This window comes from Microbacterium sp. (genome assembly GCF_003248605.1).
Taxonomy (GTDB): domain Bacteria; phylum Actinomycetota; class Actinomycetes; order Actinomycetales; family Microbacteriaceae; genus Microbacterium.
On record NZ_QFPF01000051.1, the window covers coordinates 1 to 19,273 of the forward strand.

General features: G+C 72.4%; 13 protein-coding genes and 1 pseudogene. All 14 read left to right on the plus strand.

What is annotated here, in order from left to right:
* Window positions 1-1,033 (plus strand): annotated as a pseudogene (locus DI573_RS08470) (DNA-directed RNA polymerase subunit beta'); the annotation flags it as partial.
* A gap of 142 nt (window positions 1,034-1,175) precedes the next feature.
* Entirely contained in the window at window positions 1,176-1,832 is a 657-nt protein-coding gene (locus DI573_RS08475; protein ID WP_292812828.1) for a hypothetical protein, read from the plus strand.
* A 117-nt stretch (window positions 1,833-1,949) separates the two neighbouring features.
* Window positions 1,950-2,930, plus strand: coding sequence for an ABC transporter (locus tag DI573_RS08480; protein WP_292812830.1), 981 nt, complete (start codon window positions 1,950-1,952; stop codon window positions 2,928-2,930).
* Between the two features lie 11 nt (window positions 2,931-2,941).
* Window positions 2,942-3,427 (plus strand): hypothetical protein, encoded by a 486-nt coding sequence (locus tag DI573_RS08485; RefSeq protein ID WP_292812833.1) that lies wholly within the window; start codon window positions 2,942-2,944, stop codon window positions 3,425-3,427.
* A gap of 47 nt (window positions 3,428-3,474) precedes the next feature.
* Window positions 3,475-4,149, plus strand: a complete 675-nt coding sequence (locus DI573_RS08490; RefSeq protein ID WP_292812835.1) for a spermidine/putrescine ABC transporter substrate-binding protein — start codon at window positions 3,475-3,477, stop codon at window positions 4,147-4,149.
* Window positions 4,150-4,291: 142 nt separating this feature from the next.
* A complete protein-coding gene (locus DI573_RS08495) occupies window positions 4,292-5,431 on the plus strand; it encodes a serine/threonine-protein kinase (RefSeq protein WP_292812838.1) in 1,140 nt (379 codons plus the stop codon).
* Window positions 5,428-11,436 carry an Ig-like domain-containing protein gene (locus tag DI573_RS08500; protein WP_292812841.1) on the plus strand — a complete coding sequence of 2,003 codons (6,009 nt, stop codon included), beginning with the start codon at window positions 5,428-5,430 and terminating at the stop codon, window positions 11,434-11,436. Before DI573_RS08495 ends, DI573_RS08500 begins: the two co-directional genes overlap by 4 nt.
* 40 nt (window positions 11,437-11,476) lie before the next feature.
* A complete protein-coding gene (locus tag DI573_RS08505) occupies window positions 11,477-12,442 on the plus strand; it encodes a MoxR family ATPase (RefSeq protein WP_292812842.1) in 966 nt (321 codons plus the stop codon).
* Window positions 12,439-13,800 carry a DUF58 domain-containing protein gene (locus tag DI573_RS08510; protein WP_292812845.1) on the plus strand — a complete coding sequence of 454 codons (1,362 nt, stop codon included), beginning with the start codon at window positions 12,439-12,441 and terminating at the stop codon, window positions 13,798-13,800. Before DI573_RS08505 ends, DI573_RS08510 begins: the two co-directional genes overlap by 4 nt.
* The gene (locus tag DI573_RS08515) at window positions 13,797-16,283 is read left to right on the plus strand and encodes a transglutaminase-like domain-containing protein (protein WP_292812848.1); all 2,487 of its coding nucleotides are present in this window, start codon (window positions 13,797-13,799) and stop codon (window positions 16,281-16,283) included. The genes DI573_RS08510 and DI573_RS08515 overlap by 4 nt, the downstream gene beginning before the upstream one ends.
* Window positions 16,280-17,701, plus strand: a complete 1,422-nt coding sequence (locus DI573_RS08520) for a DUF5684 domain-containing protein (protein ID WP_292812850.1) — start codon at window positions 16,280-16,282, stop codon at window positions 17,699-17,701. The genes DI573_RS08515 and DI573_RS08520 overlap by 4 nt, the downstream gene beginning before the upstream one ends.
* 278 nt (window positions 17,702-17,979) lie before the next feature.
* Complete coding sequence (locus DI573_RS08525; protein ID WP_292812852.1) at window positions 17,980-18,216, plus strand: hypothetical protein; 237 nt, start codon at window positions 17,980-17,982, stop codon at window positions 18,214-18,216.
* Between the two features lie 303 nt (window positions 18,217-18,519).
* Complete coding sequence (gene rpsL, locus DI573_RS08530) at window positions 18,520-18,888, plus strand: 30S ribosomal protein S12 (RefSeq protein WP_292812855.1); 369 nt, start codon at window positions 18,520-18,522, stop codon at window positions 18,886-18,888.
* Window positions 18,889-18,893: 5 nt separating this feature from the next.
* A partial coding sequence (rpsG, locus tag DI573_RS08535; RefSeq protein ID WP_292812857.1) for a 30S ribosomal protein S7 occupies window positions 18,894-19,273 on the plus strand: 380 nt, incomplete at its 3' end.

Consider the following 19,273-nt stretch of genomic DNA (forward strand, 5'->3'; position numbering starts at 1 on the left):
CCTCACCTGCGACTCGGCGGTCGGCGTCTGCGCCAAGTGCTACGGCCGTTCGCTCGCGACGGGCAAGCTCGTCGACATCGGCGAGGCCGTCGGCATCATCGCGGCCCAGTCGATCGGCGAACCCGGCACGCAGCTGACGATGCGCACCTTCCACACGGGCGGTTCCGCGTCGGCAGACGACATCACGCAGGGTCTGCCCCGTGTGCAGGAACTGTTCGAGGCCCGCACGCCCAAGGGCGCGTCTCCCATCGCGGAGGCGGCGGGTCGCGTGACGATCGACGAGACCGACAAGTCGAAGAAGATCATCATCACGCCCGACAACGGCGACGAGCCCACCGTGTACCCGGTGCTCAAGCGCGCGACGCTGCTCGTCGAGGACGGCCAGCACGTCGAGGTCGGCGAGGCGCTGCAGGTCGGTACCCGCGACCCGAAGGACATCATGCGCGTGCAGGGTGCCCGCGAGGTGCAGAAGTACCTCGTCGGCGGCGTGCAGGGTGTCTACCGCTCGCAGGGTGTGCCGATCCACGACAAGCACATCGAGGTCATCGTGCGCCAGATGCTGCGCAAGGTCACCGTGGTCGACCACGGCGACACGACGCTGCTTCCCGGTGAGCTCGTCGACTCGCGTCGCTTCATCGACATCAACCGCCAGACGGTCGCCGAGGGCAAGCGTCCGGCGTCGGGTCGTCCCGAGCTGATGGGTATCACGAAGGCGTCGCTCGCGACCGAGTCGTGGCTCTCGGCCGCCTCCTTCCAGGAGACGACCCGCGTGCTCACCGAGGCGGCGATGCAGGGCAAGAGCGACCCGCTCGTCGGTCTCAAGGAGAACGTCATCATCGGAAAGCTCATCCCGGCGGGTACCGGCCTCGGCAAGTACCGCAACGTCGTGGTGGAGGCGACCGAAGAGGCCAAGAGCGAGCGCTACCCGAACCGCGTGTTCGCGTCGGACGGCGTCTACTCGGAGGCCGATCTCGGGTTCGTCGACTTCGACAGCTTCTCGACGGACGACTTCACGCCCGGCACGTACAACTGAGTCGAGCAACGCCGAAGGGGTCCCGGTTCGCCGGGGCCCCTTCGGCGTTCTCGGGACGCGTCGCGTGGCATCCGCTCGCAGCGGGCGGCCTCGCCTAGGGTGGCCTCGTCAGTGCCGTGGGGGCGGTCGGGAGGAACGCAGGATGGCGAGGGTCGGCGGCCGCAGCACGTGGTTCGCGTGGTTCGCGGGCTTGGTGTCGGCGGCCGTGCTCGCCGCGCTGGTGTGGCTTGCGCTGCCGATGGCGTCGGTCGTCGCGGACTGGGCGGGCCAGGCCCTGCGCGGCGACCTCCTGCCGGCGCAGGCGCAGGGCGGTTCGGCGGCGCTCCCTTCTCCCTCCCCGACACCGGAGCCCGCCGTCGCGGAGGCCCCGGATTCGCCGACGTTCCCCTCCCGCTGCGAGGACCTCTACCCCGGCGGACTCTGGGAGCGGCTGAGCAGCGACTGGTCCCTCACTCTCGACGAGGCGGCCACGCCGCCCCCGTCCGCCGTTCCCGCGCTGCCCGAGGCCTTCGGCGCGCAGATCCTCATCGGATGCTCCTGGCAGGGCGATGCGGGGCGGGCGGTCCTGACGGTCGCAACGGTCTCCGATCGAGCGGCGGGGGAGGCGGCCCGGATCCTGGGTGCGACGGGGTTCACCTGCGCGCCGGACGCCGACGGGGTGCGCTGCGAGCGGGGCGCGGCAGAGGGGGTGGATGCCGAGACGCACATCCTGCGGGGCGGTCTCTGGCTCGCCAGCATCCGCTCGTACCCCGGACCGCCCACCGAGCTCTCGAGCACCGTCAGCCGGGTGTGGCCTTAGCGTCTCGCCCGCTTCGCTGCGGACTCCGACACGCGTCGGCACGCCTTACGGAGCACCGACACCGCGGAGGGTACCCTGACGACGCGGGTCGGACGCCCGCGCGTGAGGAGTGCACCCATGAGCGACGCCAGCAAGGCCCCGGGCGATCCCGTCGAGGACCCGCGACCCGCGGACGAGGATGTCGTGGGGCGTGCCCACGAGGGGCTCGCCAGCGCCGAAGCCGCCCAGCGCGACATCGACCGCGCCCCCGCCGCCGCCACCGCCCCGGCAGCCGGTGGGCAGACCGACGAGGACGACGCGGCGTTCGCCGCGCGCTACGCCGGATACGAGACGCCCAGCGACACGAGCGACGAGCCCGCCACCTCGCACACGCCTCCCGCCGCCTCGAAGACCGACGCCGCGCCCGCCGCCGCCGCGACGGCCGCCTACGCGTCGTCGCCGACGGTGTACGACGCCCCCGCTCCGGTCACCTCCCCGGAACCGGCCGCCGAGACGGTCGCCGTCGCACCGGCGGCGTCGCCCGCGAGCCCTCAGCCGATCTTCGTGCAGGCGCCCGAGGCGCCGCGCCCCCGCGGCAACCGCGCCGCCGCCGGACTGATCGGATTGCTCGCCGCGCTCTCGTTCGCGGTGCTCTATCTCGCCGTGGCCCTGGGTATCGGACTGCTCGATGGCACGTACACGTTCGATTCGGTGCTCGAGGGCGCCATCTCCGGGGCCACCTCCTGGTGGCTGTGGATCACCACGGCGACCTACTTCGTGGGCTTCTGGCTGCTCGGCGCGATCATCAACCGCGGACGCTGGGGGCACTGGGTCGTCTGGGGGCTGCTCCTCGGATTCGTCGCATACGGCGCGCACCTGGTGGGACAGCTCTTCGAGGCGCCGTTCTGGCAGCTCACCCGCACCGAGGGCGCCGAGCTCGTCGAGGCGCAGCTGGTTGCTCCTCTGGCCTTCGCCGCCTTCGTCATCGGCCGCGAGCTGGCGATCTGGTACGGCGCGTGGATCTCCGCGCGCGGCAGGCGCGTCTCCGAGCTCAACAACGAGGCGCAGCGAGAGTATGAGCGCACGCTCGAAGCCGGGCCCACCCTGGTCCGGTCGTAGCGGAGCATCCGGTGGGCGCCGATGACGCGGGAGCGGATACTCGGCGCGCGTGGACGATCGTCGCCTTCGCCACGGCGGGATTCTTCGCGTTGCTGGTCTTCGCCCTCGGCATGGCATCGCTGCTCACGGGCGATGCGGTCATCGACGAGCCGGGGCTCGGACCCGTGCCGGGGATCATCGGCACCATCGCGGCGCTCGGCGGCTTCGTCGCCGTGACCGCCCCCGCGCTGCTGCGCGGCGCGGGGGGTGTCGGGCAGGCGCTGGGCGGCGGTGCCGCCGCGGCGGCCGCCTACTGCGCCGGCGTGCTCGTCGGCGCAGTAGGCGTCGGCGCGGACCCGCTGCGCGCGCTCGCGATCGGGGGGGCTGTCCTGCTGTCCTGGGTCTCGGTCACCATCGCCGTGGCGGGCGTCGTCGCCGGCGCGGGAGCGGCCGTCGCGGCGCGCTCCGGTCCCGGCGTCCCGCGCTGGCCCTGGGAACGCGACGACGAAGACCGCTGAGCCCGAAAAGCGCGCCGTTCCGGGCGTTCGGGGCTACGGTGGGGGGCATGGAGCGCTCGCTCGAGACGCAGGTGAGCCAGGCGGTCGACGCCTGGCTGCGCTGGCTTCCCCGCTGGGAGCCCGCGACGCACCGCGGGCGCCTCGCGCCGTGCCGTCGTTGCTTCGGCTCTCCCGTGCTCTCGGCGGCGGGTCTGGGCTCCGATGTGCCGCACGGCGTGCAGCACGGCCTCTCGACGAGGGTCAAGACGATCGTCGACCATGCCGTCGCGGTCTACACCGCGCGCAATCTGCCCATGCTGCAGGGTGAGCTCGATCAGCAGGCTGCGCGCAACCGCGCTCGCACCTACCGGCCCGCTGAGGGCCTCGAGCCCGAGTACGAGGGGCTCCCCCTGGATCCCGAGCCGCAGCCGGGCGCGCCCTTCCTCTTCACGATCGCCGAGCTGGCGCAGCAGGTCGACGCCGACGTGCCGGAACTGCCCGCGCTGAGCGATGACGCCAAGGCGGCCCTCCGGCAGGAGGTGGGACTCGCCGACGACTACGCCAACCTCGTCGGCCGCGAGGTGTGCACACTGCTCCTTCGCCACCGCCTGCGCATCCAGTCCGCGATCACGCAGTACGTCGAGCCGCAGATCGAGTCGATGCTCGAGGAGCTCTCACGCAGCCTCGATTCGCCCTTCGACCCGGGCGATCCGCCTCTCCACAGGGGCGAGCGCGATCAGTGATCCCCCAGCATCCCGCGGCCACGGCGCTGTTAGCATGTGAGCCATCCTCGCGTGGGCGGGGAGGGTGCTCACCGTGACGGGGGCTGTGAGCGCTCCGGGAGAGTCATCGACGCCGACGTCGGGCGTCACTGGGGGGGGAAATGTGGCCAAGCGGCTGCCGTCCGATCCTCCCCTGCTGCCCGGGCTGACCTACATCCGCCCGCTCGGCTCGGGTGGATTCGCCGACGTGTTCCTGTACGAACAGGACATGCCGCGTCGTCACGTCGCGGTCAAGGTGCTGCCCAGCGACGTGCGCGACGCCGACCTGCTGCGCATGTTCAACGCCGAGGCCGATGTGCTCGCCCATCTCTCGGCGCACCCGTCGATCGTCACCGTGTACCAGGCCGGGATCTCGGCCGAGGGGCGGCCCTACATCGTCATGGAGTACTGCCCCGGTTCGCTCTCGCAGCGCTATCGGGTCGAGCGCATCCCCGTGGCGGAGGTGCTCGCGATCGGCGTCAAGATGGCGAGCGCGCTGGAGTCCGCGCACCGCGCGGGCCTCGTGCACCGCGACGTCAAGCCGAGCAACATCCTCGTGACGAGTTTCGGCGCGCCGGTGCTGGCCGACTTCGGCATCTCCTCCTCCCTCGCCCGTGGCAAGGCCGACGAGGTGCTGGCCATGAGCGTGCCCTGGAGCGCTCCGGAGGTGATCACCGAATCCACGAGCGGCACCGTCGCCAGCGAGGTGTGGGGGCTCGGGGCCACGGTCTACTCGCTGCTCGCGGGGCACAGTCCCTTCGAGCGCCTCGAGCGGGGTCAGAACACCCGCGAGCACCTGCGCCGGCGGATCACGCGCGCGACCTACCCGAGGCTGACCCGGGCGGATGTGCCGGATTCGTTGCAGGAGGTGCTCGCCAAGGCGATGAGCCGCGAACCGCAGCGGCGTCACTCCGACGCACTGTCGCTGGGCGAGGCCCTGCGTGCCGTGCAGACCGAGCTGGGCCTGCCGCAGACGCCGCTCGAGGTCGCGACCGACGAGTGGGCTCCCACGCCGGCGGCCGTCGACTTCTCGGATGCCGCGCTGCGGGGCCCCGCGCGGACCTGGGTCGAGCAGGCAACGGTGCGCAAGGCCCCGGCCCGGGTGGGCGTGGCGGCGCTCGCCCGTGACGAAGACGCCGACATCTCGGGGCGCGTGGAGCCGGGCACCCGCCGCTGGCCCTGGATCCTCGGCGGGGTCGCGGTGGTGGCCTTCGGGGTCGTCGCCGGTGTCCTCGGCGCGCTCATCGGATCGGGCGGACTGTGAAACGCGGGCGGCGCACGCTCATCGCGGGCCTGGCCGGTCTCGCCGCGGTCGGTGTCATCGCGGGGGTGAGCGTCGTGTGGCCGGGGCTCGATGCCCGCGAGACCCCCAGCACCGATGCGTCCGTCTGGGCGCTGCAGACCGGCGACGGGCGACGCTACGCCCGCGTCAACACCGCCATCGGCGAGCTGGACACCGTCCGGGGCATCGGAAATCCGAGCATGGTGGCGCAGAGCGCGTCGGGGGCGTACCTCTTCTCCGAGAGCTTCGGAAAGGTGACCCGCATCGACGAGGCGCTGCCGGTCGACATCGACGACGACGCCCTGCGCGAATCGCCTTCCACTCCCGAGGGCACCGTCGACGTGGCGGTCGCGGGTGACTTCGCGGCCTACCTCACCGACTCGGGTGCGGTGTGGGCCGGGCGACTCTCCGATGCGTCGCCCGCGCAGGTGGATCCGTTCTCGGGTGCCGACGATGACGCGCCGTCGTACGCCGCCGACGCGATCGCGGTCGACGAACGGGGGATGCTGTACAGCTACTCGGCCAGGGACGCCGCCGTGCTGCGCTACGACATCCCCACGGGCCAGGCGCGGGGCAGCGACGAGGCGCGGTTCGAGGTCGACGACCCGGGCATCACCGCGGCGGGGGACGTGTGGTTCGTCGTCGACCTCGACGACGGGCGCGCATGGCGCCGGGGCGACGACGTCGCGATCGAGACCGAGACGGTCGGCGGGCGGGTGCTGGGGGTGGCGTCGGCGACGGCGGACGCCGCGCTGATCGCCGATGAGACCAGTCTTGTGCGGCTGCCCGCCGACGGTTCCGCCCCCGTCCGGGAGGAGGGCACCGGCGAACAGATACTCGGCGCTCCCGCCGCCCCCGTGACCGTGGACGGGGTCGCCTACGCCGCCTGGCTGCCGCAGGGCGCGGGCGACGGCGTGCTCTGGAACTCGCAGACGCAGTCCTCGGCGCTGGAATACGGCGGCGGCACGCTCGGTGACGAACGTCGACCGGTCTTCGTCGTCGGCTCCGGCGCCGTCGTGCTCAACGAGACGCGGTCGGGCTGGGTCTGGAATCTGCCGTCGGGAAGGCTGCTGCCCTCCAGTCAGGACTGGACGCTCGGCGACCAGATCGACGCGCAGGCCCAGGAGAGCGAGGAGCAGGCGGCGGTCGTGCTCGATCCGAAGCCGCCGATCGCCCAGCCCGATGCCTTCGGGGTTCGCGGGGGCGCGCTGGCGAGCCTTCCGGTCCTGCTCAACGATCACGATCCCAACGAGGACGTCCTGAGCATCGACCCCGAGTCCGTCACGGGACTGGACCCCGGGTTCGGAGTCGTGACCATCACCGACAACGGGCAGCGCCTCGCGGTACGGGTGGATGCCGCGGCCCAGGGCTCGGCATCCTTCTCCTACCGCGTGACCGACGGCACGGCGGCGCCGGGGCTCGTCTCGGAGCCGACCACCGTGACGCTGTCCGTGGTCGGCGATGCCGAGAACGCCGCTCCGCAGTGGTGCGGGACCACGGGCTGCCTCGCCGACCGTCCGTCGGCGGAGGTCGCCCCCGGCGGCACCGTCGTGGTGCCGGTGCTGCAGGGCTGGGTCGATCCCGACGGCGATCCCCTGCTGCTGGCGTCGGTGCAGAACCCCTCCGGGATCGGCACGGTCGCGGCGTCCCCGGCCGGCGAAGTCGTCTATCAGCACTCCGACGACGGCTCGGGCGCCGCCCAGCAGGTGGAGCTGAGCGTTTCGGTCGCCGACACCCGCGGCGGGATCACCTCGATGGATGTGTCGGTGCGCATCGGGCAGCAGCCGGCCCTGCAGGCCCAGTCCTTCGCCCTCATCGACACCCTGAGCGAGGGGGGCTTCACGGTCGACGTCGCCCCGCACGTGACGGGCACGGCCGGCCTCGTTTCGCTCACCTCGGTGCGTGTCCTCGATGACGCCCCGGCGACCGCCGTCGCAGCTCCCGGGGGCACGGCCTTCGACATCACCGCTCGCGAGAGCGGCGTGTACCGCGTGAGCTACACGGTGGGCGACGGGTCGAGCGAGGTGACCGCCACGGCCCGCATCACACTGCTCGACGAGGACGCCCAGGCCCAGCTGACGACGGCTCCGGTGGTGGCCTTCGTGCATCCGCGCGAGGACGCCACGGTGGATGTGTTCCGCACCGTGTCGAACCCCACCCGGCGGGTGCTGCTGCTCAGCGACGTGCGCGCGACGGCGCGGGACGGGTCGAACCTGTCGGTGGACGTCGTCGCGCAGGACTCGCTGCGGGTCTCCGGAACCACCGCCTCCGGAGCCCCCGGTGTGCTCGGCACCGTGACTTACACGGTCAGCGACGGCACCGATGACACGGGATCACGCGTCGAGGGCGAGGCGACGATCTACCTCCTGCCGCCCGCCCCCGAGCTGGCGCCGATCGCGGTCGAGGACCGTGTGGTCGTGCGCCAGGGGGCACAGATCGACATCCCCGTGCTCGAGAACGACGTCGCACCCGCCGGGTCCGCCCTCACCCTGAACCCCGAGTCGGTGCGCTCGAGCGCACCCGGCGCCCTCGCCTTCGCGGCGGGCGACTCGCTCCGCTATCTCGCGCCGGATGAGCCGGGGGAGTACACGATCGATTACGGCGTGTTCGCCTCCGGGTCGCCCTCGCTCGCCGACACGGCGAGCGTACGGGTGCGGGTCACCTCCGACGATGCCAACCGCGCCCCGCTGCCCGAGACCCTCGAGGGTCGCGTCCTCAGCGGCCAGTCCACCACCGTGGACTTCGACGGGTTCGGGGTCGATCCGGATGGCGACGCGGTGGTGCTCGACGCCGTCCTCACACAGCCCGAGTCGGGGTCGGCGACCCTCGCTGCCGACGGTGCGTCGATCGTGTACTCCAGCGTGTCCGGATTCCAGGGCCAGGTCTCGTTCCGCTACCGGGTCGTCGACAGCCTCGGTGTGACGGGCACCGCGACCGCCCGGATCGGTGTGCTCGACGAGCAGACCAACCCCAGCCCCGTGACCTTCACGGACTACGTCCAGGTGCAGGCGGGTGCGGCGAGCGAGATCCGGATCAGCCCCCTCGCGAACGACGTCGACCCCACGCGGGGTGCGCTGACGCTGACGGATGTGCGACCCGACCTCGTCGCGACGCTCGAGGACGGCACCTCGAGCCCGGAGTTCATGCGACAGGACGCGCTCATCCGCGCGGTCGACGACCAGTCCGTCACGATCGCGGCCGGCACGCAGCCCGCGACCATGTCGTTCCTCTACGACGTCGAGAGCGATTCCGGCAACACCGGGCGCGGTCTGATCGTGGTCAAGGTCGTGCGCGAGGCCGTGCCGAACTATCCCGTCGTTGCCGATACCGTGCTCACGGTCGAGACGAGGGAGCAGTTCACCCGCGGCGTCGACGTCGTCGCGGGCAAGGTGTCGTGGTCTGGCGGAGACGCATCCGATCTGACCCTGAGTCTGTGGGGCGAACCCGCGGGTGTCGAGGTGTCGGGCGATCGCGTCTCCGGACCCCTCCCGATGCAGTCGCGGCTGGTCGCCTTCCGCCTCCAGGGAGAGGGACCCGCGGGCCCCGTCGAGACGTACGGGTTCCTGCGCATCCCCGGTGAGCAGGATCTCACCCTGGCGCTGCGCAGCAGTGTGCGCGCGCTCGATGTCACGGAGGGGCGGTCCCGGACGTTCGACATGGATGCCCTCGTCGCGTCGCCGAGGGGAAGCGACATCGAACTCGGACCCGACGTGAGCGCATCGGGCGCGCGCGCCGAAGGTTCCTGCACCGTCGAGGACGGCACGCGCATCCGCTACGACGCGGGATTCGGTGGACCGTGGGTGGATGCATGCCACGTCCCGGTGCGCATCGTGGGGATCGAAGAATGGACGTATCTGTCGGTTCCGGTGCACATCCTCGCCGTCGAGCCGCAACCCGAGCTGCGCAGCGGATCGCTCACCGTCGGCCCCGGAGAGAGTGCGACCTACGACCTGCGCACCCTCACGACGTGGCAGGGCACGGAGGACTGGGACCGCCTCGTCTACGTCACGCAGTACACCGGCTCGGCCTTCGATGTGACGGCCCTGGACGGCGTCGTGCAGATCACCGGCGCCGACCGCGCCGTGCCGGGGACCGAGGAGGCGGTGCAGGTCACCGTCACCAGCCATACGGGCGTCGCGCCCGCCCGGCTGATCCTGCGGGTGGGTGCCGCTCCCGTGACCCTGCCCCGCGGAGGCACCCTCGTGCAGACCTGTTCCCAGGCCGCGGGCTCGTCCTGCACGATTCCGGTTCTCGGCGGCGCGGGCGAGGTCAACCCCCTGCCCCGGACTCCGCTCGAGCTCGTCGCCGTGCGCTCGACCGGTGAGTGCGCCGGGGTGTCCTTCTCGGTCGCGGGCCCCGCCTCGGTCGCCGCGAGCTGGGCCGCTGACGCCCCCGGCGCGACATGCACCGCGGCCTTCTCGGTGCGAGACGCGCAGGGCCGCGTGACCACTGCCGACCGAGACGGTTCGCTTCTGCTCGACCTGCAGGGGTTCCCCCGCACCCCCGCGAGCGTCACGCAGGTCGCCTACGACGACGGCCTGGTGACCCTGCGCGTTGATCCCGGTGAGGCCCGTCAGGCGTACCCGGCGCTGACGGGATTCGTGGTGCGGCATGCGGGTGCGGTCGTGGCGACGTGCGCGGCGGACGGCACGTGTCCCGTGATCTCCGCCCCCAACGGGGAGGAGCGCAGCTATGAGGCGGCCGCCGTCAACGCGGTGGGAGAGTCCGCCGGTGTCGTGCGCGTCGTCGCCTGGGCCTACGATCCTCCCTCGGCTCCGGCATCCCTCACGGCCTCGCCCGTGGTCACCGGCGGTGAAGGCGGCGTCGTGTCTCTGCGGATCGACGGCGTCGACGCCGCGGGCACCGGCTACCTCGAGATCGTGAGCGCGGCCGGCGAGAGCGCGCGCGTGGATGTCGGTCGCGGCGAGACCGAGGTCACGCTGGCGCGGTTCCGGGTGGGAGCCAACACGGCCACGCCCGTCACCGTCACGCCCTATTCCCGATTCGCCGTTCCCCCGGGGCTCCCGGGGTCGACCTCCGGTGGCTCCGTGACGGCGCTGGCCAACGGCGTGGGGGCTCCCCGGGATGCCGAGCTGACGCTCGAGGCGGTGTCGGCCGGCGACGGCACGACGACGGTGCGCGCGCGGGCGTCGGCATCCAGCGGAGGCGACGGCTCGTCTCTGCTGTTCGGCATCGTGCGCGCGGGATCGGACTGCGAACCGACGCAGTCCGATCCGACCGAGGCGTTCGTCGGGCTCCCCGACGGCGATGAGTACGGCTTCACGGCGTGCGTCGCGTCGGTGATCGATGACCGGACGTTCGGGACGGCTTCGGCCGCGGCATCCGTGCGCGCCGTGCAGAGCGGCGACGCACCGCGAGGCTTCACCTACGTCGTCTCGTCGACCCCCGTCGTGACCGACCGTCAGGCGACCTGGATCATCCGGGATCGACCCACCTCCTCCGAGCCCGTGCCCAACAACAACGTCGTCGAGTACCGCGGGGGTCCGCCCACCGGCGTCTTCGACCGCAACCCCGGCCTGGAGATCCGCTACACGCACCGGTTGTGGGATACCTCGACCGGATGGGCGACGGCGACGCCGCGCGCCGGCAGTGCGCCCTACCAGATCTGGGCGCGCTGGAGCGTCACGTCCTGCATCGGCGGCAGCCCCCTCGCGGTCAGCGGCGACTCGTCGGGGGATGCGGCCGCGATCTCGTTCGCGCTCGGGGGCGCGGTGTTCCGCGACGCCGGGGGAGCGGCGCTGCCCTTCGACGCCTCGACGGGCGTCGTGCCGATCGGCGCGGTGTCCGTGTCGAACATCGGCGTCACCGCCGACTGGAGCGCGCAGGGGTGGGGACTCGACGCCGCGTCCGCATCGTTCGGCGGCGGCTGCGACCCGAACAATCCCGCGCCGCCGCCGCCCGAGCCGGAGCCCGAGCCGGAGCCCGAGCACGAGACCCCGGCCCTTCCGGAGGAGAGCACCCCGTGATCATGACCGCATCCGCCCCGCTTCCGAAGGACACGCTCCGATGACCCTCTCCCAGGAACAGGCCACCTGGTTCGCGCAGACCTTCTCGCAGATCGCCGACAACATCGAGCTCGCCATCCTCGGCAAGCGACACGTCATCGAGCTCGTGCTGACGGCCCTCCTCAGCGAGGGCCACGTGCTCCTCGAGGACGTGCCGGGCACCGGCAAGACATCGCTCGCGCGTGCTCTGGCGCAGTCGGTGCAGGGCACCAATACGCGCATTCAGTTCACGCCCGACCTGCTGCCGGGTGACATCACCGGAATCACCGTGTACGACCAGAAGACCGGGGCGTTCGAGTTCCACGCCGGTCCCGTGTTCGCCAACATCGTCCTCGCCGACGAGATCAACCGCGCGAGCCCGAAGACGCAGTCCGCGCTGCTCGAGGTCATGGAAGAGGGCCGGGTCACCGTCGACGGCGTCAGCCGACCCGTCGGAGTGCCCTTTCTCGTGATCGCGACCCAGAACCCCGTGGAGCAGGCCGGGACCTACCGTCTGCCCGAAGCCCAGCTCGACCGGTTCCTGATGAAGGCCTCCCTCGGGTATCCCGACCACGCCGCCACGGTGCGCATCCTCGACGGCGCCGCCGTCCGCATCGACGACCTCGCGCCGGTGATCGCGCCGCAGGCTCTGGTGGGCATGCAGGATCTGGCGCGGGATGTCTTCACCGATGCGCTCGTGCTCGACTACATCGCCCGGATCGTGGACTCGACCCGCTCGGCCGATCAGGTGCGGCTGGGTGTCAGCATCCGTGGCGCTCTCGCCCTCACGCACGCGGCGAAGACGCGGGCCGCGTCGCAGGGACGCACCTACGCGACGCCCGATGATGTGAAATCCCTCGCCGTGGCGGTGCTCGCCCATCGGCTCATCCTGCACCCCGAGGCCGAGTTCGACGGAGTGACCTCCGAGGCGGTCATCGGACAGGTGCTGCTCGACGTGCCGCCCCCGACCAGACGCGACGCCGGATGACCCTGCCTCCCGACGTGCGCCTGACGCGCACCACGACCGCCTCGGCGTCGGCGACCCGCACCCGCGTGACCACCACGGCACGCGGGCAGAAGCTCGTGGGCGCCGTCGTCTGGTGGGCGGGCGCCTGGCGCGGCGTCCGCGGCACCGTGGCCTCGGCGGCGGAGCGCACGGCGCAGACCATCACGCCGGCGGGATGGCTCGTCGTGACGGGTGCCACGATCGGGCTCGTCACCGGCGTCGTCTTCGGCTGGGTCGAGTGGATCGTCGCCGCGATCGTGTCGATCGCGCTGCTCGCGCTCTCCGTCCCGTTCCTCTTCGGCGCGCGCGCCTACGATGTCCTGGTCGAGCTCGAGCACGAGCGGATCGTGGCCGGCGACGCCGTCGAGGGGCAGATCGTCGTGCGCAACCGTGGGCGGCGTGCCACGCTGCCCGGGCGTCTCGATCTTCCGGTGGGCGACGGGCTCCTCGAGCTCGGGGTGCCGCTCATGCGTGCGGGACACGTGGTCGCGCAGCCGCTGACCATCCCGGCGCCCCGTCGCGGGATCATCCCGGTCGGCCCGCCCACCGCCGTGCGCACCGACCCCATCGGACTGATGCGTCGCGAGCACGCCTGGGACGACGTGCACCGGCTGTACGTCCACCCCCGGACCGCGGCCGTGCCCTCCACCAGCGCCGGTCTCATCCGCGACCTCGAGGGTCACCCCACGCGGCGCTTGGTGGATGCCGACATGTCGTTCCACGCGATCCGCGAATACGCCGCCGGCGACACCCGCCGTCAGATCCACTGGAAGTCCACAGCCAAGACAGGTCGGCTCATGGTGCGCCAGTTCGAGGAGTCCCGCCGATCCCGCATGGCGATCGTGCTGGGGGTGGACGTGCTGGAGTACGCCGACGAGGACGAGTTCGAGCTCGCCGTCAGCGCGGCGGCCTCGCTGGGGGCGCAGGCCGTCCGCGACGGACGCGACCTCGACGTCGTCACCGGCGCCGAGGTGCCGCGGGCGGTGAGCGGTCGGCTGCGGGCGATCCAGGACATCCAGGCGTCCTCGCCCCGTGCCCTCCTGGACGGGTTCTGCAGCGTGCGCACCTACACCGACACGATGAGTCTCGCCGGCGTGTGCCGCCTGACGGCCGAGTCCAAGCCGGCCCTGTCGATCGCGATCATCGTCTGCGGCTCGCAGGTCGCCGTGCCGGAGCGCCGCCGGGCCGCCCTGGCCTTCCCCGCCGACACCGCCGTGATCGAGGTGGTCTGCGACGAGCGCGCCCACCCCCGCGTGCAGACCAGCGGCGGCGCGGCGGTGCTCACGATCGGGGTACTCGAGGACCTCGCCGGCCTGATGCTGCGGGGAGCGGTCGCGTGAAGCACCCGCACTCGACCAGGCGCCTCGTCGCCGGCAGCTGCTACATGGCGGTGGTCACGCTCCTGGCGGCCCTCGCCGCCTGGCCGATCTATCGCTCCTCGGCCTTCGTCCTGCTGGTGGTCGTCGCCGTCGTCGTCGGCGCGGCCATCGCGGGAACCGCACAGGCTCTGCGCTGGCCCGCGTGGATCGTCGCGGCGGCGGTCGGCGGCGCGGTGCTCCTGCTCGGAGTTCCCCTCGCGGTGCCGGGCCGACGGGGTTCGCCGGGGGACTGGCCGGCGGGGCTGGCGGAGGTGCTGCGCGGGGCGATCACCGCGTGGAAGGACCTGCTGACCATCCCACTGCCGGCGGGCGACTACCGCAACCTGCTCGTGCCGGCGCTGCTGGTGTTCCTGATCGGGGTGCCCACGGGCCTGCTGCTCGCGTGGCGGCGACCCCCGACATCCGGCCTCGCCGTGCTCATCGCGATCGGGATGCTCGCCTTCGGGCTGCTCTTCGGTCGCACCGTGGTCAGCGCGCCGATCGAGCTCGCGGGCATCTCGATACCCGCGCCCCTCGAGACCGCCATCGGCGCGACCGGACTCGTCGCCAGCCTGATCTGGCTTGCATGGCAGTCCTCCGACGAGCGCGCGCGCAGCCTCCGCCGCGCGGCGACGGCGACGGGTGTGCGCCTCACCCGCCGCCGCGGGGGATCCGAGACGCGACGTCTGGCGCTCGGCGGCGCGATGATCCTCGCTGCCGTGACCGTCGGCGCGCTCGTCACCCCCGCGATCGCCCAGGGGGTGGACCGCACGGTCCTGCGCAGCGGCGTCGGGCCCGATATCGCGCTCTCTCGGGCCACCAGCCCGCTCACGCTGTACCGGTCCAACTTCGACGCCGATCGTGTGGACCGCGAGCTCTTCCGGGTGGACGACCTCGAGGGGAGCGCGCAGCGCGTCCGCATCGCGACGCTGTCCCACTACGACGGCGAGGTGTACCGCGTCGTCGACCCGGCGGGGCCGGTCGGGGGCGGTCGGTTCGTGCGCGTGCCGTCCGCGCTCGATGCCGGACCGGGTGAGCGGGTTCGCGCCGGCGTGCAGATCGCCGATCTCGAGGGCATCTGGCTGCCGACCGTCGGGGCCACAGCGTCCGTCGACTTCGAGGGCGGGCGCTCGCTCGCCCTCGCCGACTCGTTCTACTACAGCGCCGACCTGCAGGCGGGAGTCCAGGTCGCGGAGGGCGGTGTCGCCGCCGGCGACGGGTACGTGCTGGATGCCGTCGAGCCGACGCCGCGGTCGCTGGCCGGTGTCGACGGGTCGGCGTCGGCCAGCGCGGGTGTCGAGGCGCCCGAGTCGCTCCGCGAGTGGGTGGCGACCCACGTCGAGGGGACGGGCGGGGCGGCGCTCGAGTCGCTCATCGCACTGCTGCGTGAGCGGGGGTACCTCAGTCACGCCGTGTCGATCGACCCCGCCGCCCCACCGGCCTGGATGTCCGGCCTCGAGGGCTACGTGTTCCACCCGAGTGCCTCGGGTCACTCGCTCGCCCGGATCGACGCGATGTTCCGCGCTCTGCTGCAGAGGGAGGCGGACGCCGACGGCGGATCGCTCGTCGCAGCGATCGGCGACGACGAGCAGTTCGCCGTCGCCGCCGCGCTGATCGCGCGCGAGCTGGGATTCGCCGCTCGCGTGGTCGTCGGGGCACGCCTCGGCCCCGATGCCGACGGTCTGGCCGCGTGCGAGGACGGGATCTGCCGCGGGTCCGACATCGCCGTGTGGACCGAGGTCGAAGCGGCCCGCGGCGAGTGGGTCGCCCTGGATGCGACCCCGCAGAGCGCGATCGCCCCCGACGCGGATCTGACCCGGCAGCGCGACCCGGAGAACGCGACCGAGGTGCGGCCCGAGACCGCCGACGAGGTCGTGCCTCCCGACCCGGTCCAGCAGGACGCCGCATCCCCCGAGGACACGGATGACACGGGTCCCCTCGATCTCACGGCGCTCTGGCGCGTAGTGCGCACGATCGGGATCGTCGTCGCCGCGCTCGGACTGATCGCCGGTCCCCTCATCGTCATCCTCGTCGCCAAGGTGCTCCGCCGTCGCCGGCGGCGGCACGAGGCAGACGGCGCGCGGTCGATCATCGGCGGCTGGGACGAGTACGTCGATGCCGCCGTGGACCGGGGCCTCCCCGCGCCTGCGGCGCGGACGAGGAGTGAGCAGGCGGTGGTCTACGCGACGCCGCAGGCCACCGTGCTCGCGGAGCGCGCCGACCGTGCGGTCTTCGCGGGGGCCGCCGTGCCCGAGTCCGACGTCGACGAGTTCTGGCGGATCGTCGAGGATGAGCGCCGCGCGCTCGTCCTCGGACGAAGCCTGTGGCAGCGGGCGCGTGCGGCCGTATCGTTGAGATCCTTCACCCAGGCTCTCGCATCCCGGAACACAGACGCCCGACCGGGCGCCACACGACATCACGAGAGGAGGACGCGGCGCCCGAAGGGCGACACGCGCTCAACATGAACGACTCCCCGCTCCTGGTCACCGCACTTCCCTCCGTCCTGGTCTCTCTGGCGATCTACGTCTGGACCGCGCTGAGCCTGTCCGCCGTCTTCCGAAAGGCGGGGGAGGAGGGCTGGCAGGCGTGGGTGCCCTTCCTCAACGCCGCGGTGGTGCTCCGGCTCGGCGGCTTCACGGCGTGGTTCGTGCTTCTCGCCCTCGTTCCCGTTCTCGGGTGGATCGCGCTGTACGCGACCATGGTGGTCGCTTGCCACCGCATCGGGCGGGCCTTCGGGTACGGATCGGGCATGACCGTCGTGGCGGCGCTCGTGTTCCCCGTCTGGTCGAGCGTTCTCGGCTGGGGGGCCGCGAGATGGATCGGCTCCGATACGACGACCGTGGCCGGCCCGCTCCGCCGCGGCATCCCCGCGGAGCTCGACGAGCGGATCGCCACGCCCTACGCGAGCCGGCTGCCCGCCTCGTCGGTGTTCGGCGCGCACGGCGCGGCCGGCGGCCCCGAGGTGCCGCCGCGCCCGCCGGCCCCGACCGGAGGCTTTCCTTCGGTGGTGCCGGCAACCAGCCCGCCTGGAGTCGAATCTGCGCCGGCCGCCCCCGCCCCGCCGACGGCGGCAGCCTTCCGCTCGACCATGCGGGAGACCGACGACGGCGCACGCGTGCCGGGATTCGAGAGCCGCGCTCCGTTCACCCAGACCTTCCCTGTGCAGGGCCGGAACGTCCCGCAGGCGCCGACACCCCCTGCCGCGCCCATCCGGGCGGTACCGGGCGTCGGTGAGGACGACATCGGTGACGGCGGGGGCGTCGCGCCGCTGCCCGCCGGCACCCCGCCCCCGCCCCCGGCCCCATCCCCGGCCTCCGATCCCTGGGCTCCGCCGGCCGTGACGACCGCCGGTCCGGGAGCCCTGCGGCTGACCGTGCCCGACGGCTCCGAGCCTCACTACGAGACGTCCGCGGAGGTCTCCGCGGTCGCAGGCGCTCCCACCCTCGGCTCGCCGAGATCGGCGCGCGCCTCGGTGTCGGCTCAGCATGCCGCGCCCGAGATCCCCGACGACGACGCGTTCGACGAGACCTTCGTCGCCGTGCGTCGTCGCACGGCCTGGACGCTCGTGCCGCCGCTCGGTGCGCCCGTTCCCCTCACGAGTGACACCGTGATCCTCGGTCGCCGCCCGACCCCGGATCAGGCGTTCCCCGAGGCTCAGCTCGTCCCGATCTCGGATGAGACCCGGACGGTGTCCAAGACCCACGCGCGACTCGAGCTCGGCGCCGAGGGGTGGCGCGTGATCGATCTCGACTCGACGAACGGGGTGATTCTCATCGGCGCCGATGGCGCCGAGGTCGACGCCGCGCCGGGGGTCTCGGAGCGGCTGAGCGCCCGGTTCCTCCTCGGGGACGCCGAACTGCAGGTGCGGCGGGAGGGCGAGTGAGCGGCGACGTCGGCCAAAGCGGAGGGACGCCGGACGACGTGCGGCTCGCAGAGTCGGCCGGAGACGACCGCGAGATCGACGACACCACTCTCCGGGCCCCGCGAGGAGGCCGGCCGGGACCTCGGCGGGCGGCGGAGGACGAGGATGACGCACCGCCGACGAGCGACACGATCGCGGCACACCGCGCGGCCCGTCGCCGCGCGCAGGCAGGTCGGCCCGAGCCTCTGCGAGGCGAGCCCGCGAACGGGGCGGAACGGCCGCCCGTGCGCGTCGCGCACGTGCCCGACGCTCCTGTCGTGGATCCGTTCGGCGCCCGCGCCGCCACCCCGGTCATGGCCGACCGCGGCGCGGTGGCCGCCCGGCACCCGCAGCCGCCCTTCGACGGTCGACGGCAGGAGCAGTTGATGCGCGCGACCGCCAGAGCGCGGTTGTGGCTCGTCCTCGCCGCCGCGGGCGGGGCCGTCGTGCTCTCCGGCACCGTGCTCTTCGCGCTGCTCTACCTCTGGAGTCCCTAGCGGCCGGTGCGGGCGACTGCACGCACGTTTGACCGCCTCGCCCGGCACGCGTATCATGAGAGAGTGTGCGCTCACGCGTGCCTGCTGACGCGCCCCGGCGCTGACGCCGGGTGCGAGCGGCACATCTTCGGGAAAGGGCCTGCGAACAGGCCACCCCCACGGCATACCCAACACAACACGCGTCACTCATCCTTTCGCGTGGGCGGGTCTACGTGAACCCGATGCGACACGGATCGACATGATCCGCGGCCATCGGGGGGAGAACACGAACGCTGTCACCGTGCAGCACAACAAGGAGAATCTGTGCCAACCATTCAGCAGTTGGTTCGCAAGGGTCGCTCGCCCAAGGTCACCAAGACCAAGGCGCCCGCCCTCAAGGCGAACCCGCAGCAGCGCGGCGTCTGCACGCGCGTCTACACCACCACGCCCAAGAAGCCCAACTCGGCGATGCGCAAGGTCGCCCGTGTCAAGCTCTCCAACGGCACCGAGGTCACCGCCTACATCCCCGGTGAGGGCCACAACCTGCAGGAGCACTCGATGGTGCTCGTCCGCGGCGGTCGTGTGAAAGACCTGCCCGGTGTCCGCTACAAGATCGTCCGCGGTGCACTCGACACCCAGGCCGTCAAGAACCGTAAGCAGGCTCGTAGCCGCTACGGCGCGAAGAAGGGTTAAGCACCATGCCTCGCAAGGGTCCCGCCCCGAAGCGCCCCGTCGTCAACGACCCGGTCTACGGCGCCCCCATCGTCACCCAGCTCGTGAACAAGATCCTCGTCGACGGCAAGAAGTCGCTCGCCGAGTCGATCGTGTACGACGCGCTGCGCGGCGTGGAGGCCAAGAACAGCCAGGACGCCGTCGCCACCTTGAAGAAGGCTCTCGACAACGTCCGTCCCACCCTCGAGGTGCGCAGCCGCCGCGTCGGCGGTTCGACCTACCAGGTGCCGGTCGAGGTCAAGCCGCACCGCGCGAACACGCTCGCGCTGCGCTGGCTCGTCAGCTACGCGAAGGGCCGTCGTGAGAAGACGATGACCGAGCGTCTGCAGAACGAGATCCTCGACGC

What these genes read in the sequence shown, in the direction of transcription:
- DI573_RS08475 (WP_292812828.1), top strand. Translation starts at nt 1,176, where the DNA reads ATGGCGAGGGTCGGCGGCCGCAGCACGTGGTTCGCGTGGTTCGCGGGC.
- DI573_RS08480 (WP_292812830.1), top strand. Translation starts at nt 1,950, where the DNA reads ATGAGCGACGCCAGCAAGGCCCCGGGCGATCCCGTCGAGGACCCGCGA.
- DI573_RS08490 (WP_292812835.1), top strand. Translation starts at nt 3,475, where the DNA reads ATGGAGCGCTCGCTCGAGACGCAGGTGAGCCAGGCGGTCGACGCCTGG.
- DI573_RS08505 (WP_292812842.1), top strand. Translation starts at nt 11,477, where the DNA reads ATGACCCTCTCCCAGGAACAGGCCACCTGGTTCGCGCAGACCTTCTCG.
- DI573_RS08510 (WP_292812845.1), top strand. Translation starts at nt 12,439, where the DNA reads ATGACCCTGCCTCCCGACGTGCGCCTGACGCGCACCACGACCGCCTCG.
- DI573_RS08520 (WP_292812850.1), top strand. Translation starts at nt 16,280, where the DNA reads ATGAACGACTCCCCGCTCCTGGTCACCGCACTTCCCTCCGTCCTGGTC.